Consider the following 24,481-nt stretch of genomic DNA (forward strand, 5'->3'; position numbering starts at 1 on the left):
TCCTGTGGAACCAGCATATCTAAACTCATTAATTCCAGCTGTTGGCGCTCTAAATCTACTTGGTTTTTATGAAACATCGGCTGCACCTCCATCTCTTATCTCTATTATACTCCTAAAAACGACAAAAAGCCTTGAGAAAACAAATTTCTCAAGACTTTGTCTACAATCTGAAACTACTAATCCTTATTTGGTTAGTAGTTTTTTCTGTCTTTTTATACGGTATCTTCCAAAAGATCCATCCCTCTGTGGGTGAGGACACAGCTATCATGGGAGTCTGTCCCACTCTCAGCATCTCACTGCCTAGTCTGATTGCAACTTTCACTGAATCTGAAATCTCCTTGATGAGCACCGGCTCTGCCTTTGTCCATTTGCCCTGTCAAAAATAGAGGTTCTTTACGGATTAAATCAGGCCCTCAAGCAGCCCCTTCATAAAGTTTTCTGAATGGAACTCGCCAATGTCATCAATCTTCTCACCAAAACCAATCAGTTTGACCGGAATATCCAATTCCTGACGGATAGCCAGCACCACTCCGCCTCGAGCCGTTCCATCGATTTTGGTCAGAACGATACCTGTTACTGGTGTGATTTTAGAAAATTCCTTGGCTTGGACCAGAGCATTCTGACCGGTGGAAGCATCCAGAGCCAGAAAGGTCTCATGCGGAGCTTCTGGATCTACTCGCTTGATAATACGGCCAATCTTCTCCAGCTCTGCCATGAGATTGTCTTTATTCTGCAGGCGGCCGGCCGTGTCAATCATGAGAATATCTACCTGCTCGGCCTGAGCTCGTTCCATCCCGTCATAGACCACGCTGGCAGGATCAGACTTTTCAGGCCCGGTCACAACCGGCACATCCACCCGGCGGCCCCATTCAGCCAGCTGGGCAACAGCTCCGGCCCGGAAGGTATCGGCCGCAACCAGCATCACTTTCTTGCCCTGCTGTTTGTATCGATAGGCCAGCTTGCCGATAGAGGTCGTCTTGCCGACACCGTTGACTCCGACAAAGAGCATGACCGTCAGACCATTTTGAAAATTAATTTTCTCGTTGAAACGGCCGTCCTTTTCATAAATATCGACTAATTTTTCAATAATCAGCTGACGCAGAGCAGCTGGTTTTTTAGCATTTTCCAGCCGCGCCTCATAGCGCAGCTCCTCCGTCAGACTAGAAGCCACCTGTACACCGACATCGCTGGTAATGAGCAGCTCTTCTAACTCTTCAAAGAACTCTTCATCGACCGAACGGAAATTGGCAAAGAAGGCATTGAGCCGGGCACCGAAGCCGGTACGGGTCTTTTTCAGACTGCGGTCATACTTGTCCTGAACCGTTTCTGCCGGGCCGTCCTGCCGCTCTGCTGCGGAGGCAGACTGGCTTTGAGCCTGCTCCGACACTTCCTGCTCCGGCTGTTGATCTGCCGCTGAATCGGATTCCTGCTCTGCAGACTGACCTGCCGCTGCTTCTGTCGAGACGGTCTGGCTTTGAGCCTGCTCCGACACTTCCTGCTCCGGCTGTTGGTCTGCCGCTGGATCGGTCTCCTGCTCTGCAGACTGAGCTGCCGCTGTCTCCTCCTGGCTGCGGCTTGCTGCTTCTGCGATACGCGCCTGCAGGTCAGCATAATAGGCTGCCATCGCAGACGGAGCATCTTCTTTGTGCTCAGCCGTCGGAGCAGATTGATCTGCGACCGGATCAGCGGATTTTCGTTCTGCCTGCTCTGCTCTTTCAGCAGAGTCAGCACCTTCCCGGTTTGGCTGCTCTGAATTTTCTTCAGCTCCAGCTATGCCCTCGTCCGCACCTGCAGCTGTCTGGGCGGCACTCTCCTGCCCCGTCTCCGCTCTGTCTTTTGGAGCATAGCTGTGCTCTGCTTCGGATGCTTCTGTTTCCCTTGCAGCACTATCCAGCTCTTGGCTGGAGCTCTCCTGCTCCTGCCCTTCCTGCTCTGCACCGTTTTTTTCAGAAGCTGCTTCTGCTGCGGCGGCTGAGCCAGACTGTTCTGCTGCTTCATCCAGACTTTCCAAAGCTTCCTTGATACTATCTTCCAGTGCCGGTTCTTCTTTTTTGCGGCCAAACAGGCGATCAAACAATCCCATGGACTAATCCTCCTTCAGTACAAATTCTTCAATAGCCCAAGCAACGCCGTCTTCATCATTGGTCAGAGGCGCCACGACAGCAGCAGCCTCCTTGACTTCCGCTACAGCATTCTGCATGGCTACACCCAGCCCGGCCCATTCTATCATGGACAGGTCGTTGGCTTCATCACCGCAGGCCATGACCTGACTGCGATCCAGTCCCAGATGAGCAATCAGCTTTTCCAGTCCAGTAGCCTTATGGACATTCTTCGGTGACCACTCCAAGAGCATATCACGGGATTTGAAAATTTCATAGCGCTCAAAGAGCTCCGGTGAAATCTGCGCAATCCCCGCATCCAGCGGCTCCTGAGCATAGGCAGTGACACACTTATTGTAAGTCTGCTGGTCAGACAGGTCGCTAAAGTCAATCGGCTCAAAGGTCAGAGCTGGATTGAACTTAGCATAAAGAGACTCCTGATCCGACTGAATCTGATAGACCAGCCCCTCGCAGATAGCATCCAGAGGCAGACCCAGCTTCTCCGTCTCTTCAAAAATCCTGGCCACATCATCATAGGAAAAGACTGTCTTATCCAGAATCTCGCCTGTATTGCGCTGAACCAGACCGCCATTGAAAGTAATGGTATATTCATCTTTCTCGCCGTCTGTTCCCAGCTCGTGCAGAAAGAAATCCATCGCTTTGAGCGGTCGGCCGGTGGTCAGGACAATCTTGACTCCCTTAGCCTGAGCAGCCTTAAGGGCTGCCAGACTGCGCTCAGAAATCTTCTTATCCGAGGTCAGCAAGGTCCCATCCAAATCAAGTGCAATTAACCGAATATCCGCCATTATAAGCCCTCCATATAGGTCATCACAGACTGAGCTGCATGATGTCCTATCACTTCCTTGGCCACTTCCAGAATTTCCGGCCGAGCATTTTCCGGTGCAATGGGGTGACCGACCACCTGCATCATGTGCAGGTCGTTGAGATTGTCCCCAAAAGCCATCACCTGAGACATTTCCAGATTCAGCTTTTTGGCCAGCTCAACGATGGCTACGCCCTTGTCCACATAATCCAAAACAATGTCAATGGATTTGTAGCCGGTCGTCATAGCCTTAACCCCTTCGATATGCTCATTGACCCAGGCCTCACCAGCAGCTACTTCCTCTTCCGCAAAGTTCGTGGTGAATTTGAAAATCTCATCCTTCACTTCTGCAAAACTGGCAACTTTTTGAATATTTTCATTGTAATGTGCACTGAAAGACAGATAAGTCGGATCCACTGTTTCCAGGACATAACAGCCATGCTTGCCGGTCAAAAGCAGCTCATTAACATTGATATAAGGACATTCTGTCAGCTTGTCAAAAACCCGCAGATAAAATTCCTGAGGCATAACGGCTTCATAGAGATCCTGACCGTGAAATTCAACCACACTGCCATTTTCAGCGATGAAAATAATCTCATCGCGGACTTCCTCAAAAAGCTTTTCCAGTGACAGCAAACCGCGGCCGCTGGCCACTGCAAAATACATGCCTTTTTCTTTGAACTGGGCCAACAGCTGCTTGAGACGGTCCATGTCAAACTGGCCCTTGCCGTCCAAAAAGGTTCCGTCCATATCTGTTGCGACTAATTTTATACTCATCTTACATACTTTCTAAATCTTTTAACTTGACCGATACAATCTTTGAGACGCCCGATTCCTGCATGGTCACCCCATAGATGGAGTCCGCAGCCGACATGGTTCCCTTGCGGTGGGTGACCACGATAAACTGGCTGTCCTTGTCAAAGCGGTTGAGATAGTCTCCGAACCGCTTGACATTGGCCTCGTCCAAGGCCGCTTCCACCTCGTCCAAAATGACAAAGGGAATGGTCTTGACACGGATAATGGAAAAGAGCAGAGCCAGAGCAGACAGAGCTTTTTCGCCCCCGCTCATGAGATTGAGGGACTGGATTTTCTTGCCGGGCGGCTGGACGGAAATTTCCACTCCGGCCGTCAGCAAATCGCCCTCGGTCAAGATCAAATCAGCAGCCCCCCCGCCAAACATCTGGCGGAAAGTCACCTTGAAGCTCTCACGAATCGCTTCAAAGGTTGATTTGAAGCGCTCTTTCACTTCATCATTCATCTCCTCAATGGTTTCAAGGAGGAGATTCTTAGCCGACAGGACATCATCCCGCTGGCTGTTGAGGAAATGAAGGCGGCTGCTGACTTCTTCAAACTGCTCGACTGCTTCCAGATTGACCGGACCCAGAGCACGGATGGCTTTTTCCAAGTCTTTGACCTGGCTTTCAGCTGCAGCCAGATGTTCCAGCGGCCGGGCCTGAGCAGCAGCCTCTTCAAAGCTGATCTGATAATCATCGGTCAGATTTCCTGCCAGACGGCGCAGCACATCTGTCACCTTGTCTTTTTCGGCCTCACCCTTGGCCTGCCTGCGAATCAGTTCTTCATTCTGCCGGCGGGCTTCTTCTAGGCGGCTGAGAATATCGTCCGACTGCCCCTCCAAATCCTCTGCCTCAAATTTGAGACGGATGAGTTTTTGGTCCAGGTCTGTTTTTTCCTGCCGGGCTGCTGCCAGCTGGCTTTCCAAGACCGCAAGATCCACCTTCTGCAGACTGGACTGCTCTTTTTGCTCCATGAGAAGCTCCAGTGTCGCTCGGTCTTTGTTCAGGGCAGCCTGCTCCTCTTGCAAACGGGTCAGATCATTTTTTTCAAAGCGCTGCTGAGAAGACAGCTCTGTCCGCTGCAGCTTGAGGTCGGCCAGACTGGCCGACAGTTTGTCAAAGCGCGCCTGCACCGCATCTTTATTGGACTTGACCTGATCAATCTCCTCATTAATAGCTGACTTTTCCTGAGCAATCTCTGTCAGACGGCCCTGCAGCCGGTCTTTTTCAGCTGAAATATCAAGCCCTGACTGACTGGCCAGTTCCTGCTCCTGCACTGCTTTCAGTTGGGTCAGGTCCTCCACCCGCTTGGCCAGCTGTTCATAAGCCAAAGCAGCCTTCTGCTCAGCCAAACGGGCCTGCTCGCCGTCAGTCTTGATGCTCTCCAAAAACTGACGGGCCTGCGTCAGCTGGTTTTGCAGCTGCTGCACAGCGGTTTCCTGCTCTTTCAGGCTGGCATTTTTTTCTGCGATTTCAGCTTGGAGAGCATCCAGTTCGGGCTTGATAAAGATCGTATTGTTATTGCGGCTGGCACCGCCGGCATAGGAACCTCCGGTCCGCAGCTCCGTTCCATCCAAGGTCACCATCCGAACCTGATAGCGGACCTTGCGGGCAGCAGCACGGGCATGCTCCACTGTATCGAAAATGGCGGTTGTCCCCAGCAGATTTTGGAAAATACTGTCCAAGGCCGGATCGTAGGTCGTCAGTGAAGCAGCCAGCCCAAGAAAGCCTTCACTCTTTTCAATGCTGCTGCGGTTCTGCTCAGGCAGCTGACGGGCTTTAATGGTGGTCAGCGGCAGGAACGTTGCCCGGCCGGACCGGTTTTTCTTGAGAAATGCAATCGCTCTGGTAGCGGCAGCCTCATCCTCAACGATGATATTCTGACTGCTGGCTCCCAGCGCAATTTCCAGCGCGGTCTGATAATGCGGATCGAAGCTGAGCTTCTCGCTGACAGCTCCGACGATGCCGCCCAGACGGCCGGCCTCCTGCAGCACGCTCTTGACGCCGGCATAGAAATTGCTGTGGTTTTTCAAAATGGCTTCCAGACTGGCTGAGCGGGCTTTCTTGTTTTTGATATCATCCAAAAGCTCAAACATAGAGTCCTGCTGGGCCTTGTAAGCAGCCTGCAGCTGCTCTGCCTCTGCAAGCTGGCTTTGGTAGTCAGCTAAAAGCTGCTGGAGAGCCTGACGGGCCGTTTCCAGCTCCTCTAAGCCGGCCTGCTCTGCATCCTGACTGCTGGCCAAATCAGCCTGCAGCTTAGCATAATCCGCCTGACGGCTCTCTGCCTGCCGGAGTTCATTGGCCAGTTGATTTTCCAAAGAGGTCAGGTCATTGGAAAGCTCTGCTTCCTCCTGCATGAGCCGGACATATTTGTCCCGCAGATGCTCAATCAGCTGGTCCGGATCATCTGTAAAATCGGCCAGCTCGCTTTCCAAGGCAGTCAGTGCTCTTTCATTGTCCTCCAGCTGATCCGATAACTTTGTCAGTCCTGCCTGCTTGTCTTCGATACTGCCGGCAATCTGAGCCAGCTTTTCTGACAGGCTCGCCAGGCGTTCTTCATTTTCCCGGCGGCTGGTGGCTGCCTGACTGGACTCCAGCTTAGAAAGGTCAATCTGACGCTCCAAGTCACTGATGAGGCGGGTCAGTTCCAGCAGGCTGGCCTGATCGTCAGCCAAGGTCTGATTGAGCTCATGGCGCCTGCTTTTCAGCTGCTGATTTTCCATTTCCAGCTCATCGCGCTTGCTGTAGTAGGCTGCTAACTCCTGCTGGATCTCTGCCAAATCCTGCTCAGCCTGGGTCAGTCTGTCCTTATTGGCCGTCAGCTGGGCCACCAGCACATCCAGATAGAGCTCCCGGCGCTCTGCGTCCAAGCTCAAAAAGCGCTTGGCTGTCTCTGCCTGCTTTTCCAAAGGCTTGACCTGACTGTCCAGCTCGTAGATAATGTCTTCCAGCCGATCCAGATTGTCCTGAGTCTGGGCCAGCTTGCTCTCTGTCTCCTTGCGGCGGGTCTTGTATTTGAGGACCCCGGCTGCTTCTTCAAAAATAGCCCGGCGCTCCTCCGGCTTGCTGTTAAAGATTTCCTCTACCTTCCCTTGGGAAATAATGGAAAAGGAGTCCCGGCCCAAACCAGTATCCATAAAGAGGTCGTGAACATCGCGCAGCCGTACTTTTTTGCCGTCAATCTTATACTCGCTGTCGCCGCTGCGGTAAATATGGCGCTCCACTCGAATCTCGCTGGCTGCTTCCTTGATAAACTGGTCGCTGTTATCCAAAACCACCACCACTGAGGCATAATTGAGCGGTTTGCGGGTCTCTGTTCCCGCAAAAATCACATCAGGCATCTTGCCGCCCCGCAGACTTTTGACGCTGGATTCCCCCAGCGCCCAGCGCAGACTTTCGGTGATATTGGACTTCCCAGAGCCATTAGGTCCGACAACGGCCGTCACTCCCTGATCAAAGACGACCTTGGTCTTGTCTGCAAATGACTTAAAGCCCTGGATTTCAATTTCCTTTAAAAACATGAATGACTTTCCTTTTCAAATGCATTTTTAGCAGCTTCCTGCTCAGCCAATTTCTTGGAGCGGCCCTGGCCCTGACCGGCCTCCCGGCCGTTAATGCGGACCGCCACCTCGAAATTCTTGGCATGTGCCGGTCCCGACTCAGAGATGACCTGATAAAGGATTTCGACATCTCCGTTGACCTGCAGCAGCTCCTGCAGCTTGGTCTTGTAATCGGTCACCCGCTCAAAATTCCCAGCTTCCACCTTGGGAATCATGACCTGATAAAGAAAGTCTTTGACAGTCTCCACCCCCTTGTCCAAGAGCAGAGCCCCTAAAAACGCCTCAAATAAATCTCCCAGAATGGTATCGCGGCTGCGGCCGCCTGACTTTTCTTCTCCGCGGCCCAGCTTCACATAGCGGTCAAACTGGCAGTCGCGGGTAAAGCCTGCCAGACTCTCCTCGCGCACAATCATGGAGCGGAGCTTGGACAAATCTCCCTCCGGTCTCTTAGGGTATTTTTTATACAAATACTCTGAAATAATTAACTGCAGAACAGCGTCTCCTAAAAATTCCAGGCGCTCATTGTGTGAAATTTTTAAGAGGCGGTGCTCATTGGCAAAACTGGTATGGGTAAAGGCCGTCTCCAACAGACTGGCATCCGCAAAGACCAGACCAAACTGTTCCAGCAATGCTCTTTTTAAATCTTCCATTATTCAACTAGATCATGCTCTCAGCCAAAGCGAGCAGCACGATTCCTCTCTTTCCTTTCCAAAAATAGTACAAGTACTATTATACCAAAAAACAGGCGCAAACGCACCTGCTGACAGCGATTTCTCTGCTTTTTATCACTTGCACAACATTTCAAAGTCAATTCCGTTTGCCTCCCTGGGCTAGTCTTAGCCCAAGACAGATTTTTATGGCGGACTGAAGTCTGATATGCAAAGAAAATCAAAGATAAAAAGGGTTGAGAGTAAAGCCAGTGGGCGATAAATCCTCTCATCGGCTTACGATACTTGGATAAAAGTGATGAACTATCGCTTTGTTCTGGCAAAAAACTCTTAACAGAGCTGCTGCTAGGTCAGCTGATTGAAATCCCAGATCTGGTCCATCCAGCCTTCATAAAAATCAGGCTCGTGGCAGACCATGAGAATGCTGCCCTTGTATTCCTTCAGAGCCCGTTTGAGCTCCTCCTTGGCATCCACATCCAAGTGATTGGTCGGCTCATCCAGTACCAGCACATTGTGTTCCCGGTTCATGAGGAGACAGAGACGGACCTTGGCCTGCTCGCCTCCGGACAGCACCTGAATCTGGCTCTCAATATGCTTGGACGTCAGGCCGCATCTGGCTAAGGCAGCCCTTACTTCTGCCTGATTGAGGGCTGGAAAGGCGTTCCAGACAGCCTCCAGCGGAGTCTGACGATTGCCGCCTTGGACTTCCTGCTCGAAATAGCCCAGCTCCAGATAGTCGCCCCGCTCGACTTGGCCTGCAATCGGCGGAATAATGCCCAGCAGACTCTTGAGCAGGGTCGTTTTTCCAATCCCATTGGCCCCGATAATGGCGACCTTCTGATTGCGCTCAAAGGTCAGGTTGAGCGGTCCGGTCAGCGGCCGGTCGTAGCCAATCTGCAAGTCCTCTGTCTGAAAGATAAAACGGCCCGGTGTGCGGGCAGGCTTGAAGTCAAAGGAAGGCTTGGGCTTCTCGCTCTGCAGCTCAATCAGATCCATCTTATCCAGTTTTTTCTGGCGGGACATGGCCATATTGCGGGTCGCCACGCGCGCTTTGTTGCGGGCCACAAAATCCTTGAGATCCGCAATTTCCTTCTGCTGGCGCTCATAGGCCGCTTCCAGCTGGGATTTCTTCATTTCATAGACTTCCTGAAACTGGTAGTAATCGCCGGAATAGCGGGTCAGACGCTGCTGTTCCACATGGTAGACGATATTGATGACCTCATTCAGGAAAGGAATGTCATGGGAGATGAGAACAAAGGCATTTTCGTAATTTTGCAGGTAGCGCTTGAGCCAGTCAATGTGCTCGGCATCCAGATAGTTGGTCGGCTCATCCAAGAGCAGGATATCCGGTTTTTCCAGCAGAAGCTTGGCCAGAAGCACCTTGGTCCGCTGGCCGCCCGACAGCTCTGTCACATCACTCTCCATGCCGTAGTCCATGACCCCCAGAGCCCGCGCGACTTCGTCGATCTTGGCATCCAGCGTATAGAAATCCCGGCTCTCTAAACGGTCCTGCAGCTCACCCACTTCTTCCATAAGAGCATCCACATCCGCACCGTCTTCGGCCATGCTCATATAAATTTCATTAATCCGGCTTTCTGTCTTGAAAAGCTCATCAAAAGCCGTCCGCAGCACATCACGGACAGACTGGCCCTGCTCCAGCACAGCATGCTGGTCCAGATAGCCAGCCGTGACATACTTGGACCACTCAACCTTGCCTTCGTCCGGCAGCATTTTGCCCGTCACGATGCTCATAAAGGTTGATTTTCCCTCACCATTGGCGCCGACCAGACCGATATGCTCGCCCTTGAGCAGGCGGAAGGACACATCCTCAAAAATAGCCCGGTCTCCAAAACCGTGGCTGAGATTTTTCACTTCTAAAATACTCATTTTGCTCCTCTTTCATTGATTGCAGTTCCTTGATTATACCATCAAAAGGGATTTTTTGGCAAGACAGAGTCATTTATCGTCATTTAGTTTATCTTTTATACTCTTCGAAAATCCCTTCAAACCACGTCAGTGCCGCCTTGCTCTATCTGCCCACCAGACTGCACGATAAAAGCGGGCCCCTGGTGCCCGCTCTGTTTCTTCTAGTTCAAATGATGGGTGTGCTTGGTAATCCACTGGGTTAGCTTGATATTGAGCCAGAAGCCATAAATCCCAAAAGTAATCAGGGTCAAGAGCCACCATTTTATCCAATTTCCGAAAAGCTGCATCGCGGTCCCGTCGAAATAAAGGCGGTGCCCATCGATAACCGTGTGCTTCACCTTCCAATTATACAGGATACACAGGCTCCAAGGAACACAGATGCCCAAGGTCAAGGCAGCAATCAAAACCGCTAAAAAGACATGGCCAATGTAGGAAAAAAGGCCCCATCAAAATAAGATTCTTTACCCACAATTTCTCCTTCTCTATACCAGCTCTTTTAAAAACTGAATCAGGGTTTCCGCAGAACGTTTACCAGCATGATGGATAAATTCATCAAAGGTCATATTAGCATCATGGCTGGCCGTGTCACTCATGGCCCGAATGACCATAAAGGGCAGACCGACCGAATGCGCAGCCTGAGCAATAGCTGCGCCCTCCATCTCGACAGCCAAGACATCAGGGAAATGCTCCTTGATGCGGTCAATCCTGTCCTGACCGGCGATGAAACTGTCGCCTGTTGCAATCAAGCCGACCCGGCTGGTCTGCTGGGTTTTGTCCAAAATCTTCCGCATTTCAGATAGCAGATAACGGCTGGCTTCATAATAGAGCGGCTGACGGGCCATCTGACCGTAGTCATAGCCAAAGGCGGTCACATCAACATCGTGGTAGACCAGACGGTCGGCTACCACGACATCTCCGACAGCCAGCCCTTCTGCTACCGCACCGGCTGAGCCGGTGTTAATGACCACTGTCACCTTAAAATCATTGACCAAAACCGCCACACTCATGGCCGACATAACCTTGCCAATCCCGCTTTCGACCAGAACCACCTCATGGCGGCCGATAGAGCCCGTATGGTAAACATGGCCTAAACGCAGGTGCTTCTGAGGATTTTCCAGATGCTCCAGCAGAACCTTCAGTTCCTCGGGCATAGCCGCAATAATTCCAATTTTCATGACTTCTCCAATTACATTTTAAACACTTCTATCCTCAATCCATCTCAGAAGCCTCCTCTGCCAGACAGCGGGACAGGCTCTGCTCGCCGGCTGATGCGAACCCTTATCGGATGAGCTGCTATCCAGCTGACAAAAAAGAGAGGATTTCTGAATCAGTCTATCCTATTTCTGCTTTTAATGGGCACTTACAGCCAGATAATGGCCGCAATCAAAATCGCCAGCAGAATTACCACCCAAAACAGAATTTTATTGAGCTTAGCCTGAAAGATACCGCGTTTCTGATTTTCAATGCGGCGGCTCTTGGTCACCGTCGGATCCACCTCGATATGCAGAGTCTCATCTGTAAAGCCTTCCTGCTGGGGCTGTTCCTGATAGCCAAAAGCAGCCTGCTGACCGCTGGGTTCCTCATAGCCAAAGCGGCGGCTCTGAGGGCTCTGGTAGCCAAATTGACTATCCTGCCGCCGGTCCTGATAGCCCAAAGGGCTTCTGCTGGTTGAGATAATCTTCGTTTCCTCATCATCCATGAGAGGCGGTCCTGAAATATCCTCGCCGCGGTTGGCCCGCTCAATCATTTCATCCGTTAATAAAGCTTTTCTCATTGTCTTACGTTCCTATTTGTTCATTTTTGCTTCCCAGTACTGCAGAGCCATAATGGTCTTGGCGTCGCAAATATCCCCGCTTGCCAGCAGTTCACGCGCTTCCTCCAAGGTCACTTCAACAATCTCCAGCGTCTCATCCTCGTCCTGGGGCCGCGGATTGTCGACCTTTGTCAAATAGCTGGCGCTGTACAGCTTGATTTTTTCATTGCAAAAGCCGATAGCAGAGTAAAAGTCATAAACCAGCTCCAGCCGGCCTCTATAGCCGGTCTCCTCTTCCAATTCACGCAGAGCCGCTGCCTTGGGGTCGGCATTTTCCCCCAGCTCGAGCTTGCCTGCCGGAATCTCGTAAGACGTCGCTTCAATGGCCTTGCGGTACTGCTTGACCAGAATCATCCTGTCTTCCGGCGTCAGGGCAATGACGGCCACTGCACCGTTATGGAAAATCAAATCCCGCTGAGCCAGTCCCTTGCCCTGAGGCAGCTCGACTTGGTCTGTCACAACCTTAAAAATCGGTCCCTGATAAATCTCTGTCCGCTGGACAGTTTTTTCTTCAAATTCCATGGTCTTTCCTACTGATTTGCTGGATGGTGAGGCAGCCGCTTAGCATAGTCCTCTTTGTTAATCTGGCGGCCGCGTCCCAGAGCGATGGCATCCGCCGGCACGTCCTTGGTAATGGTTGAGCCGGCACCGACCAGAGAATTGTCGCCCAGCTCCACCGGCGCAATGATCGTCGAGTTCGAGCCGACAAAGACATTGTCGCCGATGACGGTCTTGTATTTCTTTTGTCCGTCATAGTTGACGGTAATAGTGCCGGCACCGAAGTTGACATTGGCACCGACCTCCGCATTGCCGATATAGGTCAGATGGCCGGCCTTGGTATTTTCCCCAATGCTAGACCCTTTGACCTCGACAAAGTTGCCCACATGGACGTCTTTCGCCAGACTGGATCCCGGCCGGATATGAGCATAGGGGCCAACCGTCACGCCGTCTGCGACTGTACTTTCCTCAATCATGGAGTTGGTAATCACGGTCCGCTCACCGATGACAGCATCCACGATATAGGTGCCGTTGGTCAGAACGGACTGCGCTCCGATCTTGCTTTTGCCTTTGATTGTGACATTCGCCTCCAGCTGCACTTCCGGCCCAATTTCCACATCAATATCAATATAAGTCGCCTCTGGATGGACAAAGCTGACGCCATTGACCATGTGCGCTTGGTTAATGCGGCGGCGCATCACGCCTTCTGCTGTTGCCAGAGCCACTCGGTCGTTGACTCCCAGACTCTCATCAAAGTCCGCCAAGGTATAGGCGCCGACCTTTTCTCCATTTTCCCGGAAAATGCCAATCACATCCGTAATATAGTATTCCCCCTGAGCATTGTCCGTATTGATCTTTTTCAGGGCTTCAAAGAGACGCTCATTGTCAAAAATATAGGTCCCTGTATTGATTTCTTTGATTTGCTGCTCAAAGTCAGAGGCATCTTTTTGCTCGACAATCTTCAGTACTTCGCCATGCTGGTTGCGGACGATACGCCCGTAGCCGAAAGGATTGTCCGCTTCTGCCGTCAGAATGGTCGCTACATTCTTGTGGTTGATATGAAAGTCGATTAGATGTTTCAGGCTGTCACCCGTAATCAAGGGGGTATCACCAGCGATGACCAGCGTCTGACCGGGGAGACCAGCCAGCACCGGCTCTGCCATCCTAACCGCATGACCAGTCCCCAGCTGCTCTGTCTGACGGACAAACTCTGTCTGGCCGGAGAGGACCTGCTCTACCAAGTCTGCTTTATGGCCGACCACGGTCACCGTCTTTGCAGGCTCAATAGAGCTGACGCTGCGGAAGACATGCTCCAGCATCGAAATCCCTGCCACCTGATGCAGAACCTTGGGCAGGTCAGATTTCATACGGGTGCCCTTGCCGGCAGCTAAAATAATCGCATAATTTGTCATAGTCTTCTCTTTTCTGTAAGGTATCACCATTATTATATCACTAAAAGGTAATTTTTAAAAATCAAAATCAGGCTGGAGGTGAAAAAGGCAGCCGCAGAGCCCTTTCCCATCAAAAAAAATCAGCCATTAAACTGCTGATTTTGCTTCTTTTTCTTTGATTTTATTGGGAAGGCGGACTGTCGTTTTGCCATAGTCCTTGAAGACGGCCCGCTGCTTGAAGTGGACCAACTCGCCATCGAGGGCAGTATCCTGGTCCAGTTCCAGTTCCATATCAATGGACTGGATCGTCCGGCTCTTGGGGTCTACCACAAAGGAAACCTGGCACTGCTCAATACTGATGGATGGATCATAATGCTCATCATTATAGGCATAGTAGAAGGCATCAATCAAGTCATAGGCCAAATCATCTTCTGCTGTGACTGAAAACTCATAACCGTTTTCCACCTTTTTCTTGGTCAGTTCTGACTCATTATCTGCCATAGCTTCCAGCAAGGCCTTAAAAGAAGAGATTCCCGAATAGCCATCGATATATTGCCGCGCTTTCGTATCATCAAGCGTCTCAAAACCATCCTCTCCTTCTAAGTACATCCGATCCTCACTGAAATAATGGGTCAGCTCCTGATCATCATAGCTTTCATAGAGCTTGGCCAAGTAAGGCGATTCTGCAACGGTCAGCTGCTTCACTGTCTTGGCTTTTTTGAGCCGGCCGTCTTCCAGATAGGTGGACTCGGACTGCCGGTCCATGTAGAAACTGTCCTGATCGAATTTTTCCAAGGAGGCACCCAACACAGCAGGCAGCTCAAAGCGCGACTCGAGAACTTCTGCTATCCCTCCGGACTTAAAGTAAGTATAGAGCGCGGTCCCGCCAATCAGCACAGAACAGACACAGCCATAGATGATAAAAAAATGAAGCTTCTTCAAACCCAACCTCCTAGAGATTCTCTGTTATTTTGCAGCTTTTATTATAAGCTTTTTTGACCTTATTTTCAATCTTTTTCAGAAAAAGCTTTGGCAAACTGATAAAAAAACGAGGCTGAGACAAAAGACCTTCAGCCTCGCTTTATTTTGGTAAAAAACTCTTGACGCGGCAGCTGTGGGAGTGAAAAGGTTTGGGGAACCTTTTCAGCCTGAGCTTAGAAACAAAAGAGTGCAGGGAACTAAATTTTTAAAAATTTAGTTCTGTCCCACCGCCCTCCGCACTTCAGCCAGATTCTGCGATCAAATCAGGCTTTTCTGTCAGCCAGTCGCTCCATCCAGATAAATTCTTTGAAGTCTTTTAGAGGATTGAGAAAAGGCTTCTTTTTTCTGGCAAACTCCCGAAAGCCCAGCTTTTGGTAGCAGCGGATGGCAGCTTCGTTGCTGTCCTTGACATCCAGGATATAATCTTTGAAGCCCGCCAGCTTCATGCTTTCTTTCAGCATTTGCCGGCCCAGCCCCTGCCCCCGGTAAGCAGCAGCGACTGCCACATACTCGATATAGCCAGTGGTCGCAGGAATCTTACCTGGCTTTTCGAAATCACTGAAACCTAGGCTCAGGAAAAAAACTTTAATCCGGCCAAAGCGCTCAGCCAACTGCTGTCTATCCAGCTTAGTGGCTCGGCCATTCGCATCCGAAATGGCTAAAATACCAATAATCTGCCCAGTTTGCTCAGCGACATAAAAGTACTTGATTTGCAGCACTTGCTCCATAAAGTCAAGAACAAATTCTCTGCCAAACTGCTTAACGAAAGCAGAAAAATCATTGTCATAGGCAGTGACAATAGTGCTGGCAATGGTTTTACGGTCGGATTCGGCCGCTTTTCTGATCTTTACCATACGAAACCTCCTTCTTTTCTTCAGCCAGCTGCTGGCGCAGTTTCTTAAACCAGTCTAACTGGAAGCGAGCGGAGTCCATTCCAAACTCCAAGGTCTTGAGCTCAAAGTAAGCAACCTGAGAAATGCTCTCGGCTAGGCTGCCGGTCTGGCTGATCTCCATCAGGTTTTGAGCCAGCTGCTCCTTCTGCTCCAAATAAGCCTGAATCACCGCCTGCTCCTCAGCCAGCTGGATACCCTCTTTGACCTTCTTTAATTTGCTCAGCTCGTCCTCCAGACCCTCAATGGTCTGATTCAGCAGGTCCATCTGCTCCCTCCTAGGAAGATAGCCCATAAAGAGAAATTTCCCCAAATCCATATTTTTGGTTTTGCCCATATCAATGGGAGTTTTAAGCCAGTCTAAAAACAACTGCCGCCCAGCGGGGGTAAGAGCGTATTCTTTTTTCATTTTTCCTTTCTCGACATACTCTGAAAAAGTCACTGCTTCCTGCTGGGATAGTTTTTTCAAAGCAGCTTGGATACTGCCCAGACTGTCGCTGCAGATACTAGTGAAATTCTGGCGAATGATCTGGCGAATCTCATAAACCGTGAAATGTTTTATCATGAGCAGACCTAAAATAAGTTTGTCCATTGCTTCCCTCCATTATTCTTATATACCTAATAGTAATATTTTTATTAAAGTTTGTCAAGAAATTATAAAAAGGCGGTGGGACAGAACTAAATTTTTAAAAATTTAGTTCGTCGTCCCAGCCCCGCGAGGATGATTAGGAGCTTTTTGGAGTCTAAAAGACGAACAAAAAGTCCAATCAGCTACCGCGTCAAGAGTTTTTTACCAAAATAAAGCGAAACTGAAGGACTTTTGTCTCAGCCTCTTCTGGACTAGTCCAGCGGATAGACTTTCCGAAATTCTTCCAAGACGACACCGGTCTCTTCTGAAAATTCCAAGCCGGCTTCTGCCAGCCATTCGGTAAAGAACTCCTCATGCACCTGCCGCCAGTAAGCAAGGCTGCGGTCGCCCTCACCTTCTTTGAAAGCATGGTCAGCTGATACTTGGTTAAAGGGAACAACTGTAACTTTAGTGATTTCAATGATGCAGACAGCCCTGCCCTGACTGTCCAAGATGACATCAAAGGTGCCGGCCTGCGGGATCGGCTCCTGGTCTACAGCATAAAGCTCATAGGCCGAGGCCGTCGCTGTCTTCTGACCGCGCAGCACCAGCTCGGCCAGCTGGTCTGGCTCTGCGCCAAAGGCCCAGGCGTCAATATCGTCGCCAATCTTTGGATTGATTTTCTTGTATGCCTGCCACATTTCTTTTGGGGTCATCACTTCTCCTGTCTTTCTAAAATGATAATTATTGTTTATAAAAAATCTTCCTACAAAACTGTATCTTTATCAAAATCCATAAAGTCATCATGCTCATAATAGTAAATCAGAGCCTGTAAACACTCTTGATCAGTCACTTCTGCTTTCTGCTCCATGACTGACAAGAGAACATCCGCAAAATCTTCACCGTAATAAATCAACTCCAGCTCCTGCTCCCTTACTTGTCTTTGGACTCATTGAAGATACCATTTCTTATGTAAATCCTATTTTTCAAACTGTTTTTAAGACCTTCTTGAAAAACAAGGATAAGATCCTGAACGCACTGGAACTGCCCTACTCAAACACAAAACTAGAAGCTACTAACAACCTCATCAAAGTCATCAAGCGAAACGCTTTCGGATTTCGGAACTTTGACAATTTTAAAACTAGAATCCTCATCGCTTTGAACATCAAAAAGAGGCTGAGACAAAAGTCCTTCAGTTTCGCTTTGTTTTGGTAAAAAAACTCTTGACGCGGTAGCTGATTGGACTTTTTGTTCGTCTTTTAGACTCCAAAAAGCCCCTAATCATCCTCGCGGGGCTGGGACGACGAACTAAATTTTTAAAAATTTAGTTCTGTCCCACCGCCAGATTATAACTTCTCATCAACCCACTACAGTTGACAAAGAGCCCAAAAATCAAACATTTCCCACACTTTCTGAAATCATTTCATCCCCTTACATAGAAAGCAGACACCATTTTATAGCCTCTAGGCATTTCGAGACTTGCTTCCGTAACAAACCTTTGGTAAAATACTAGTAACACAAGTCTAAAGGAGGCGCTTATGACTCAAAAAACGATCCGTCGCTGGGCTCCCTGGTCTATTTTAGGAAGCTGGCTGATTTATGTTGCAGATATATTGATTGCTATCTCTGACGGTTTTGGAAAGGGATTTTGGCAGCACATGCCTGATTTAGCAGCTTGGAAAGTTGATTTTGCAGGCTATGCCTTACTTCTTTTCCCGCTTTTAGGAATGGGCGTCTATATCCTCTCTATCGGGCTGAGACAAAAATGGCTAGGAATAGTAGGAGCTTGGATTCTCATGACTGTCTGTGTTTTCCTCCACACCAGCTATTTCTATTTTGCCGCCACTTCGCGGCTGTATGCCCATAATCCCTCTGCCGATATTGCAAAATTACTAGAAAGCTTTTCAATAGTGAAAAATAACTTTCTGCTTATTTATTTCGTACTTATGGCTGTACTTCTCCTATTTATTGTTATCCTCGTTTTGAGTAAGAAAACGGCTTACCCGCGCTGGTTTGCCCTAACAACTCCCTTAACAGGAATTCTCCTTAGTCGGCTACTCAGCGCTATTGCACCAGCCCTTCGCGAAATGCTTTCTCCTATTCTCATTCCCGCCTTTTGGTTTGCTTTAATGATAACAATAGCCATGATTTTTGCCCTAAAGGACAAAAACTTTACCAACAAGGAAGCAAGTAGCTGTCCTGAAAATTCAGTTCTCCATTTTCCTTAGCATACAAACAGAAATCATCATCTAGCTCTTCCGACTTTACAGTCTCAATGATGTCTTTTAAGGAATAGCTTTGGTTTTTCTTCATTGGTCAAAACTGCCTTTCCATTCATAAGCCCGATAGGCTCCCAAGAGCTGGTAGCCCAGACTTTGTGCGACCTTCTTGGAAGCTTCATTATGCGCATCCCAGAGCGGGAAGACCGAGCGTTTTTGACTTTCCACAATCATGGCAGCGCCTAGAACTTTGGCCAGCCCCTGCCCTTGGCAGGCTGGTTTGGTGGCAATTTCAATCTCAACAGCCCCATGATAAGTCAGTCCTGTTGAGACGGCTGCGATGATCTCCTCCCCTAAGCAGAGTACAAAGCCAAAGCCGCCTGCAGCTTGAAAATGAGCAAAATCTGTAAAATCGCCTTGCAAATCATGGGACCAGCTCTCCTCGGCCAGCAGCGTGTAGCTATTCTCCTCAATCGGATAAAGCTGAACATCTGCTGGTAAGCTGCTCTGCCATTTCCCCAAGGTCTCTGCATCGAAGTCTGCTCTGTCCGCAAAGGCATAGCGGGTAAACTGGTGCAGCTGGCTCTGGCTGTCCAGAAACTGCTGCCAGCTGGGCTCCTCGGAGATAATGATTTTATCCGCCAGACCGCTCTGGCTGCTGTAATTCTGCCAAAACTCCGGGTCCGCCTGACCAGCCGGAAAGAGGAAATTCCCCAGCTGGTAGAGGGCTGAAGTCTCAGCGGTATTCGTGAAAATCTGTCCAAGATCCGCTTGCAAACCATAGCGAACCATGTTTTTGGACCAAGAGTGAAAAAAAGTATGCTTTTTATTCATGATCAGTCTTCTTTCAGATGCAGCTCATTGATTTTATTGGTCCAGATATAGCCCCCAAATTCCTTAGGGACCGATTCTAAGCTAGTAACATCATCAAAGCCCACCGATAAGTCAGCTCCTCCAGCTGTTAATTCGACCCGAGTATTGACCGATTCCATTCTTTCCATAAATTTATAAGGCCACCCCCATAAGAATTTGGCGTATTTCAAAGGAATTCGCAGCTCAGCATTTTTCATTTCCTCCGGAATGTAGCCTGTAAATCCCAGCAATTCATATTTGATAAGCGCCCGAATCATGCTTTCTTTGGATAAAAGCTTGAGGCTGCGGCTCTGACTGCGCAGCCAATTAACTCCTTCCTCACTTGCTCCGCAGACACTGAGTTTATCCAGCCTTTCAGGCGAGAGAGTTTTTAATTTTCGCCACAAAACTTGATAGGTTTCTAATTTCCCGTCTTTGACCTCAATCACAAACTCCTTATCAGGAAACCTTTCCAAGACTTCGTCCATGGTCGGCATCTGGCCGACTCCCCTGCCCCTAAAAGGGTAGCTTTTCCCGCCATCAGCCGTGTAGCCGTAGCCAATGTCCATCTTTTTCAACTGGTCCATGGTGTAATCCTGAATCTCGCCCTTGACTCCGCACTTGTATTCCAAAGTCGAGTCATGAAAAACCGCCAGCTGCTTGTCTTTGGACAATTTCACATCGAACTCCACGGCATCCGCTCCTAGGTCAAAAGCCGCCTGCATGGAAGGGAGGCTATTCTCAAGATAGGGATGCGCAGGCGGGTCAATCATGGCTGCTGTATTGCTGTCCCAGTCCGCTTTCGATTCATCGAAGGTCTGCGCCAGTCCTCGATGGGCTAGAATTTTATAATCCTGCCCCTCCCGATGAGAAAAGAGTCCTGTATTGTTCAGCCAGATCAGAAATAGCAGAGCGAGGCAAATCAGATATATTTTTTTGCGTTTAAACATTATATTTTCCTACTTCAAACTCCAGCCGCCGTCAATCTTGAGTATCTCGCCCTGCATGGCGGCGGCCTTGCCGCTGGCCAGAAAGAGCGTGACATCCGCTACTTCCTGCGGGTTCAGCCAGCGCTTGATGGGGGTCTCCTCAGCCACCCAGTCTGCCAGGCCGCCCGGTTCAAAGTCTGCGGCCGTCATAGACGTCCTGACAGCACCCGGAGCCAGGCCAAAGACCTGAACTCCTTGCGCTGCATAGTCCAGTGCCAGCTGCTTGGTGAAGCCGGCCAGAGCATGCTTGGAAGCGGTATAGGCTGCGCCGCCCCCGCCGGCCATAAAGCTGGCAATGGAGCACATATTGATAATGATGCCGGCTTCTTTTTTCACCATTTTCTGCAGGTAAAAGCGGGTGATTTTCATAGCAGCCGTCAGATTGACCGCAAAGATCCGCTCCCAGTCGTCATCGCTGGTCTCGTGCAGGGACCGGTAATCATCCAGCATGCCGGCTGTATTGCAGAGAATATCGACCTCGGGCAGCCAGCTGAAAAGCGGGGTCAAATCCCCGGTTACATCCAGCTGCAGAAAGCGGAAATCTCCCGGAAGTTCAGGATTGTCCCCCTTATCCAGACCATAAACGCGCCAGCCATTTTCCAAAAAAGTCTGCGCCTGAGCCTGGCCGATACCAGAGCTGGCCCCGGTCACCAAAACCGTCTTAGTCATGGACTTCTACCCAGTCGTCAGCCAGCACATCGCAAGGCGTCGGACTCCACATGGAGAAGCCCTCCCCTTCGCCTGACACGTTGATAAGAAAGTACGGAGTCACATCAAGTGTCACTCCATTTTGTTCAATGCTGTCAAAAAGCTGGATGTAGTTCTCTGCACCACCCCAACCAGTACGAACGTATTTTTTCTTGGCCTTGAGACCCGGTAAAATTTCTTCAAATGTCATGGTTTGCTCCTTTCGTTTAGAGATCCTTCTCCATCTCCACAAAGAGATGAATATCGCCATTGCTTTCCTTGGGAACGCGCCTCACTGCTGCAAAGCCCAGATTGAGATACAGCTTCTGGGCTCGCTGGTTAAAGTCAGCGACAGATAGAGTCAGTTTTTGGACGGAAAAATTCTCACGCGCAAAATCTAGGATTCCCTCTAAAAAGGCAGCACCCTGCCCTTGCCCGCAATGCTCTGGTTTGAGTCCCAGGCCTAATTCCAGGCTGCCTTCCCCACTGGGGATCAGACAGAAAAAGCCATAGAGAGCACCGTCTTTCAGAACCTGATAGTAATGGCCGCCCCGCTTCTCTGGTGATAGGATTTCTTCGTAGTCTTCCGGGTCATTTTTCATATCGTAAAAGTCATAGGGTTCAGGATAATGCCAGTCATTGGCAATTTCCAAAGCATGGCTCTGACTAAGTAGTTCGATGTTCATTCTTTCCCCCTTCAAAAATTCCAGTAAAATCGTTTCTGGTCATCTTTTTCCAAACAGCCCAGCGAGCGGTAAAAATCATGGGCTTCGGTTCGTGAGATGCCCGAATTGATTCGAATGCCTGTGTAGCCAGCAGCTACCCCCTGCTCACGGAGCGCCTGCATCAAAGCTCTGCCATATCCCTGCCCTTGAACTTTCGCATCAACAGCCAGCGCCAAAAGATTGAGCAGGGGCGGGAAATAAAGACAGTCGTAGCTGGCCGCATGAGCATAGCCTATGACTTGACCGTCATCCGTCTCAGCCGCTAACAGCAGGTGCCGGCTGTCCGGCAAAAGACGCTCCAGCTGAGCTCTTGTCGCCTCAAGATTGAAATCATAGCCCAGCACCTCCGCATTAATCTGCTGGATAGCTGCCGCATCAGTCAGCCTCACTGTACGAATCATCTGTTCCACCTCATTTCTGCCTATTATTATAACAGATATGTCAAAAAAAGAGGCCGAGACAGACTCACTTGTTTTATATCTGCTGTTGGAAAATCTATGCTGCCCACTTCTAACAGCCTATCAGACTTGACCAAGGCCAGAAACTGCCTCTCTATAACTGACATTGTTTTACTCTTATCCCTTGTCGGCTGTAATCTTCTTTGGCTGCATAAGCGATATAAAGTCTGCTAGGCAAACTGCTCCATCCTTTCCCTCTCCCTATCCAAGGACTGCTTGAGCAAGGCAGCTAATTCCTTGGTATTCTGCTCAGCCAGCAGTTCCATATACTGAGCCCTGTCATCCTTGCTGATAATGACTGGAGCTTTCAGATACTGCATAGCCAGATACATCAGCAGCAGACGGCCAGTCCGGCCATTGCCATCACTAAAAGGATGAATGCGCTCAAACTGGATATGCGTATCAGCCAGAATTTCCAATACCGCCTCCTCGCTGGCTGCCTCTTTCAGTCTGTAAACAGCATTATCTATCCATTGAACCATCAAAAAGGGCGTTTCCTCTGGTGCAGCCGTCTTAAACTCAGCCCCTATGATGGCATTTTGCACTGTTTTAAAACGCCCTCTGTCATGCTGCAGGCGGTCCGTCAATAGCGCGTGAAAACCTTGCACCAACCCCACAGTCAAGGGAGCGTTATTAGCCAAGCTATCCAGCAACAAAGAAAAGGCCTGTTTGTGATTTTCTATCTCATAGAACTCCCTGATACTCTTATGCTTCCCGGGTAGTGTGTTTTCCAAGATGATACTGACCGTTTCAGGAAGAGATATAGTGTTGCCCTCAATCCCGCTGGAGTGATAAGCTATGCGAACTAAGACATCATCTAAATAATCTTGTTTGTAAATCATTCACCTACTCCTCATTTCTGCCTATTATTATAACAGATATGGCCAAAAAAGAAACCCTTGTAGGGTCTCTTAGTTAATTTTATATGTATGCTATCTAAAAATCTATGAGGCCACTTACTCTGGTAAGCTTTATCCGCCACTTCTGACGGCCTCCCAGACTTGACGAAAGCAAAAACTGCTACAATATCACTATTGTAAATTATTCACTTGGCCATTCCCCTCTTACAGTCCCGAAAAAATTAGAATACTTTTTTATTGATTTCAGAGCTGTTATTTTTCCCAGCTCTGCCATCACTAGGTGTTTTTGCCATGACAATGGCATAGCGATTATCATCGAAATAGGTTAATTTATAGTGCTTGGCATCATCAGAAATAGTAAATCCAAGCTGTTTCAAATCTTGCTTCAACTTAGCATTTAGGCCGTTATAACTATTCAGTAGTCGCTTAACTTCAGTCCTCTTTTGGCTAAAGATATCCTCAAAGCTATTCTGCTGGATAATGTCCTGAATAATATGTTTTTTACGAGTTCCATCTGGAATAGTGGATAAAGCGTCTGATAAAACAGCTAAAACAAACTCTTTCTTCTCATTTTTGAAAAATTCTCTTTCAGCCCCACTTGATAAAAAGCCATCCTCATTCCCCTGCTTAGTATTAAAAGCGTCCCGATAATAAGTTAACTCTGCCTCCAATTCCGAAAGTTTATGAGTCAAGCGGTCATTTTCTTCTGTCAGAGCATCCATGTCACCGCTAACGCTATCTAAAAGCTCATCTGTCACTTCTTTAGTTCTTTCAGCTTCTGTTCGTTTTGCTTTCTGACTTTCAAAACGATCTCGAAGTAAGGAAGCTGATACACCATCCCAGGTATATAATGGATCAATCGTTTGCTGATTGGTAAAATGAACAATGTCTCTCACAACTCCTTGTCTCACCACCTCTGGATCAAAGTGTTTAAGAACTTTAATACTTCTGTTCGGAATCATGTCCGTTTGATAGTAAAGACCAATATTCCCGTTGTATTCATTTTTATCCTCACAAAGAGTACGAATTATACTATTTGAACTAACGTCCTCCTGGACAAAAACATGAGCAACACCTTTAAGAGCATACGATAATTTATCAACATCGACTGGAGTCTGATTTGAAAATTTTCTCGAAACATAGACTACAGGTAAATCGTATGACTTGATGCCATTAATAACATCAGCCAGCAAACAGTAATTTTCCCTATTTATCACATAAGGATCCATGATTACCGGAAGGTTATTGTCATCTAAAACATATCCCTTTTCAATCAATGTCTTAATAAATAAGGGGGTAGCAAATGACGGTTCTATAGCAATCGCATCCTCGGTAAAGCTTCTGTCTAGCCTAATTGACATCTTGAATTCTTTAAAATTCATGATGTAATCCGTATTCCAAATGACACCATCATTCAATTTTTTAACATATCGAACCGCAAGAATATCCTCATTGCGGTACTCCTTAAATTCGAGAGAGACCGTTTCATTGCCAAACTTTTGATTGTAAGAACCATCCCAATTCAAATCAGGAATGACATTATCCCCATGAGGACTACCTTGATTCCATTCAATAACAAGTTTTAAGAAATCATCCCTAGTCAATGATTTGTCTATCTTTAAAATCGTAGAAAACAGTAACATTTATTTTCCTTTCGAAATATTACATTAGAATAAAAGT

23 protein-coding genes and 3 pseudogenes are annotated in these 24,481 nt (G+C 48.7%); 2 read left to right on the forward strand and 24 right to left on the reverse strand.

The genetic code is table 11. The features are described 5' to 3' along the window. Positions 1-400: 400 nt before the first annotated feature. From ftsY to DHL47_RS11095, 16 genes and pseudogenes are all read right to left on the reverse strand, one after another. Entirely contained in the window at positions 401-2,083 is a 1,683-nt protein-coding gene (ftsY, locus tag DHL47_RS11020) for a signal recognition particle-docking protein FtsY (protein ID WP_209551912.1), read from the reverse strand. Positions 2,084-2,086: 3 nt separating this feature from the next. Then, positions 2,087-2,905: a Cof-type HAD-IIB family hydrolase gene (locus DHL47_RS11025; RefSeq protein ID WP_209551913.1), complete on the reverse strand. Its 819-nt coding sequence runs from the start codon at positions 2,903-2,905 to the stop codon at positions 2,087-2,089. Continuing rightward, complete coding sequence (locus DHL47_RS11030; RefSeq protein ID WP_209551914.1) at positions 2,905-3,699, reverse strand: Cof-type HAD-IIB family hydrolase; 795 nt, start codon at positions 3,697-3,699, stop codon at positions 2,905-2,907. Before DHL47_RS11030 ends, DHL47_RS11025 begins: the two co-directional genes overlap by 1 nt. A 1-nt stretch (position 3,700) precedes the next feature. Then, positions 3,701-7,237, reverse strand: a complete 3,537-nt coding sequence (smc, locus tag DHL47_RS11035; protein ID WP_209551915.1) for a chromosome segregation protein SMC — start codon at positions 7,235-7,237, stop codon at positions 3,701-3,703. Further along, the gene (gene rnc, locus DHL47_RS11040) at positions 7,228-7,926 is read right to left on the reverse strand and encodes a ribonuclease III (protein ID WP_128835841.1); all 699 of its coding nucleotides are present in this window, start codon (positions 7,924-7,926) and stop codon (positions 7,228-7,230) included. The genes smc and rnc overlap by 10 nt, the downstream gene beginning before the upstream one ends. Before the next feature lie 363 nt (positions 7,927-8,289). Further along, complete coding sequence (locus DHL47_RS11045) at positions 8,290-9,831, reverse strand: ABC-F family ATP-binding cassette domain-containing protein (protein WP_209551916.1); 1,542 nt, start codon at positions 9,829-9,831, stop codon at positions 8,290-8,292. A 200-nt stretch (positions 9,832-10,031) separates the two neighbouring features. Then, positions 10,032-10,339: pseudogene (locus DHL47_RS11050) on the reverse strand (DUF898 family protein). Between the two features lie 13 nt (positions 10,340-10,352). Next, entirely contained in the window at positions 10,353-11,045 is a 693-nt protein-coding gene (locus DHL47_RS11055; RefSeq protein WP_209551917.1) for a 5'-methylthioadenosine/adenosylhomocysteine nucleosidase, read from the reverse strand. 185 nt (positions 11,046-11,230) lie between these two features. Further along, entirely contained in the window at positions 11,231-11,644 is a 414-nt protein-coding gene (gene macP / locus DHL47_RS11060; protein ID WP_209551918.1) for a cell wall synthase accessory phosphoprotein MacP, read from the reverse strand. A 12-nt stretch (positions 11,645-11,656) separates the two neighbouring features. After that, positions 11,657-12,205 carry an NUDIX hydrolase gene (locus DHL47_RS11065; protein ID WP_209551919.1) on the reverse strand — a complete coding sequence of 183 codons (549 nt, stop codon included), beginning with the start codon at positions 12,203-12,205 and terminating at the stop codon, positions 11,657-11,659. 8 nt (positions 12,206-12,213) lie between these two features. Next, a complete protein-coding gene (glmU, locus tag DHL47_RS11070) occupies positions 12,214-13,593 on the reverse strand; it encodes a bifunctional UDP-N-acetylglucosamine diphosphorylase/glucosamine-1-phosphate N-acetyltransferase GlmU (RefSeq protein WP_209551920.1) in 1,380 nt (459 codons plus the stop codon). A 126-nt stretch (positions 13,594-13,719) separates the two neighbouring features. Continuing rightward, on the reverse strand, positions 13,720-14,514 hold the full coding sequence (locus DHL47_RS11075) for a hypothetical protein (protein ID WP_209551921.1): 795 nt from the start codon (positions 14,512-14,514) through the stop codon (positions 13,720-13,722). 302 nt (positions 14,515-14,816) lie between these two features. Beyond that, positions 14,817-15,407, reverse strand: a complete 591-nt coding sequence (locus DHL47_RS11080) for a GNAT family N-acetyltransferase (RefSeq protein ID WP_209551922.1) — start codon at positions 15,405-15,407, stop codon at positions 14,817-14,819. Next, complete coding sequence (locus DHL47_RS11085; protein ID WP_209551923.1) at positions 15,370-16,035, reverse strand: PadR family transcriptional regulator; 666 nt, start codon at positions 16,033-16,035, stop codon at positions 15,370-15,372. Before DHL47_RS11085 ends, DHL47_RS11080 begins: the two co-directional genes overlap by 38 nt. A gap of 248 nt (positions 16,036-16,283) precedes the next feature. After that, positions 16,284-16,727: an ASCH domain-containing protein gene (locus DHL47_RS11090; protein WP_209551924.1), complete on the reverse strand. Its 444-nt coding sequence runs from the start codon at positions 16,725-16,727 to the stop codon at positions 16,284-16,286. Positions 16,728-16,777: 50 nt separating this feature from the next. Further along, positions 16,778-16,954, reverse strand: a pseudogene (locus DHL47_RS11095) (DUF7716 domain-containing protein); the annotation flags it as partial. On the opposite strand from DHL47_RS11095, the pseudogene DHL47_RS11100 reads away from it, so the two are divergent. Further along, positions 16,954-17,226, forward strand: a pseudogene (locus DHL47_RS11100) (transposase); the annotation flags it as partial. The pseudogenes DHL47_RS11095 and DHL47_RS11100 sit on opposite strands and share 1 nt — an antisense overlap. Before the next feature lie 323 nt (positions 17,227-17,549). Further along, positions 17,550-18,239, forward strand: coding sequence for a DUF6796 family protein (locus tag DHL47_RS11105; RefSeq protein WP_032909682.1), 690 nt, complete (start codon positions 17,550-17,552; stop codon positions 18,237-18,239). A gap of 81 nt (positions 18,240-18,320) precedes the next feature. Here the strand turns inward: DHL47_RS11105 and DHL47_RS11110 are convergent, their stop codons facing one another. The 8 genes from DHL47_RS11110 to DHL47_RS13445 all read right to left on the reverse strand — a co-directional run bounded on the left by DHL47_RS11110 (position 18,321) and on the right by DHL47_RS13445 (position 24,444). Then, the gene (locus tag DHL47_RS11110) at positions 18,321-19,064 is read right to left on the reverse strand and encodes a GNAT family N-acetyltransferase (RefSeq protein ID WP_209551926.1); all 744 of its coding nucleotides are present in this window, start codon (positions 19,062-19,064) and stop codon (positions 18,321-18,323) included. Between the two features lie 2 nt (positions 19,065-19,066). Then, positions 19,067-20,032, reverse strand: a complete 966-nt coding sequence (locus DHL47_RS11115) for a glycerophosphodiester phosphodiesterase family protein (protein ID WP_209551927.1) — start codon at positions 20,030-20,032, stop codon at positions 19,067-19,069. A gap of 9 nt (positions 20,033-20,041) precedes the next feature. Continuing rightward, positions 20,042-20,740, reverse strand: coding sequence for a 3-oxoacyl-ACP reductase (locus tag DHL47_RS11120; RefSeq protein ID WP_209551928.1), 699 nt, complete (start codon positions 20,738-20,740; stop codon positions 20,042-20,044). Further along, positions 20,733-20,969, reverse strand: coding sequence for a DUF2829 domain-containing protein (locus DHL47_RS11125; protein ID WP_003028259.1), 237 nt, complete (start codon positions 20,967-20,969; stop codon positions 20,733-20,735). The genes DHL47_RS11120 and DHL47_RS11125 overlap by 8 nt, the downstream gene beginning before the upstream one ends. Positions 20,970-20,985: 16 nt before the next feature. After that, on the reverse strand, positions 20,986-21,444 hold the full coding sequence (locus tag DHL47_RS11130) for a GNAT family N-acetyltransferase (RefSeq protein WP_128835817.1): 459 nt from the start codon (positions 21,442-21,444) through the stop codon (positions 20,986-20,988). A gap of 11 nt (positions 21,445-21,455) precedes the next feature. Beyond that, positions 21,456-21,884 carry a GNAT family N-acetyltransferase gene (locus DHL47_RS11135; RefSeq protein WP_209551929.1) on the reverse strand — a complete coding sequence of 143 codons (429 nt, stop codon included), beginning with the start codon at positions 21,882-21,884 and terminating at the stop codon, positions 21,456-21,458. Between the two features lie 227 nt (positions 21,885-22,111). Beyond that, entirely contained in the window at positions 22,112-22,783 is a 672-nt protein-coding gene (locus DHL47_RS11140) for a Fic family protein (RefSeq protein ID WP_209551930.1), read from the reverse strand. A gap of 239 nt (positions 22,784-23,022) precedes the next feature. Then, complete coding sequence (locus DHL47_RS13445; RefSeq protein ID WP_245335616.1) at positions 23,023-24,444, reverse strand: DivIVA domain-containing protein; 1,422 nt, start codon at positions 24,442-24,444, stop codon at positions 23,023-23,025. Between the last annotated feature and the right edge of the window lie 37 nt (positions 24,445-24,481).

It is taken from the genome of Streptococcus panodentis (genome assembly GCF_017884005.1).
GTDB lineage: Bacteria > Bacillota > Bacilli > Lactobacillales > Streptococcaceae > Streptococcus > Streptococcus panodentis.

What these genes read in the sequence shown, in the direction of transcription:
- DHL47_RS11135 (WP_209551929.1), bottom strand. Translation starts at nt 21,884, where the DNA reads ATGATTCGTACAGTGAGGCTGACTGATGCGGCAGCTATCCAGCAGATT.
- DHL47_RS11125 (WP_003028259.1), bottom strand. Translation starts at nt 20,969, where the DNA reads ATGACATTTGAAGAAATTTTACCGGGTCTCAAGGCCAAGAAAAAATAC.
- rnc (WP_128835841.1), bottom strand. Translation starts at nt 7,926, where the DNA reads ATGGAAGATTTAAAAAGAGCATTGCTGGAACAGTTTGGTCTGGTCTTT.
- DHL47_RS11110 (WP_209551926.1), bottom strand. Translation starts at nt 19,064, where the DNA reads ATGAATAAAAAGCATACTTTTTTTCACTCTTGGTCCAAAAACATGGTT.
- DHL47_RS11080 (WP_209551922.1), bottom strand. Translation starts at nt 15,407, where the DNA reads ATGGTAAAGATCAGAAAAGCGGCCGAATCCGACCGTAAAACCATTGCC.
- DHL47_RS11090 (WP_209551924.1), bottom strand. Translation starts at nt 16,727, where the DNA reads ATGACCCCAAAAGAAATGTGGCAGGCATACAAGAAAATCAATCCAAAG.
- DHL47_RS11055 (WP_209551917.1), bottom strand. Translation starts at nt 11,045, where the DNA reads ATGAAAATTGGAATTATTGCGGCTATGCCCGAGGAACTGAAGGTTCTG.
- DHL47_RS11140 (WP_209551930.1), bottom strand. Translation starts at nt 22,783, where the DNA reads ATGATTTACAAACAAGATTATTTAGATGATGTCTTAGTTCGCATAGCT.
- glmU (WP_209551920.1), bottom strand. Translation starts at nt 13,593, where the DNA reads ATGACAAATTATGCGATTATTTTAGCTGCCGGCAAGGGCACCCGTATG.
- DHL47_RS11105 (WP_032909682.1), top strand. Translation starts at nt 17,550, where the DNA reads ATGACTCAAAAAACGATCCGTCGCTGGGCTCCCTGGTCTATTTTAGGA.
- DHL47_RS11065 (WP_209551919.1), bottom strand. Translation starts at nt 12,205, where the DNA reads ATGGAATTTGAAGAAAAAACTGTCCAGCGGACAGAGATTTATCAGGGA.
- DHL47_RS11025 (WP_209551913.1), bottom strand. Translation starts at nt 2,905, where the DNA reads ATGGCGGATATTCGGTTAATTGCACTTGATTTGGATGGGACCTTGCTG.
- ftsY (WP_209551912.1), bottom strand. Translation starts at nt 2,083, where the DNA reads ATGGGATTGTTTGATCGCCTGTTTGGCCGCAAAAAAGAAGAACCGGCA.
- macP (WP_209551918.1), bottom strand. Translation starts at nt 11,644, where the DNA reads ATGAGAAAAGCTTTATTAACGGATGAAATGATTGAGCGGGCCAACCGC.
- DHL47_RS11085 (WP_209551923.1), bottom strand. Translation starts at nt 16,035, where the DNA reads ATGGACAAACTTATTTTAGGTCTGCTCATGATAAAACATTTCACGGTT.
- DHL47_RS11120 (WP_209551928.1), bottom strand. Translation starts at nt 20,740, where the DNA reads ATGACTAAGACGGTTTTGGTGACCGGGGCCAGCTCTGGTATCGGCCAG.
- DHL47_RS11045 (WP_209551916.1), bottom strand. Translation starts at nt 9,831, where the DNA reads ATGAGTATTTTAGAAGTGAAAAATCTCAGCCACGGTTTTGGAGACCGG.
- DHL47_RS11115 (WP_209551927.1), bottom strand. Translation starts at nt 20,032, where the DNA reads ATGTTTAAACGCAAAAAAATATATCTGATTTGCCTCGCTCTGCTATTT.
- DHL47_RS13445 (WP_245335616.1), bottom strand. Translation starts at nt 24,444, where the DNA reads ATGTTACTGTTTTCTACGATTTTAAAGATAGACAAATCATTGACTAGG.
- smc (WP_209551915.1), bottom strand. Translation starts at nt 7,237, where the DNA reads ATGTTTTTAAAGGAAATTGAAATCCAGGGCTTTAAGTCATTTGCAGAC.
- DHL47_RS11030 (WP_209551914.1), bottom strand. Translation starts at nt 3,699, where the DNA reads ATGAGTATAAAATTAGTCGCAACAGATATGGACGGAACCTTTTTGGAC.
- DHL47_RS11130 (WP_128835817.1), bottom strand. Translation starts at nt 21,444, where the DNA reads ATGAACATCGAACTACTTAGTCAGAGCCATGCTTTGGAAATTGCCAAT.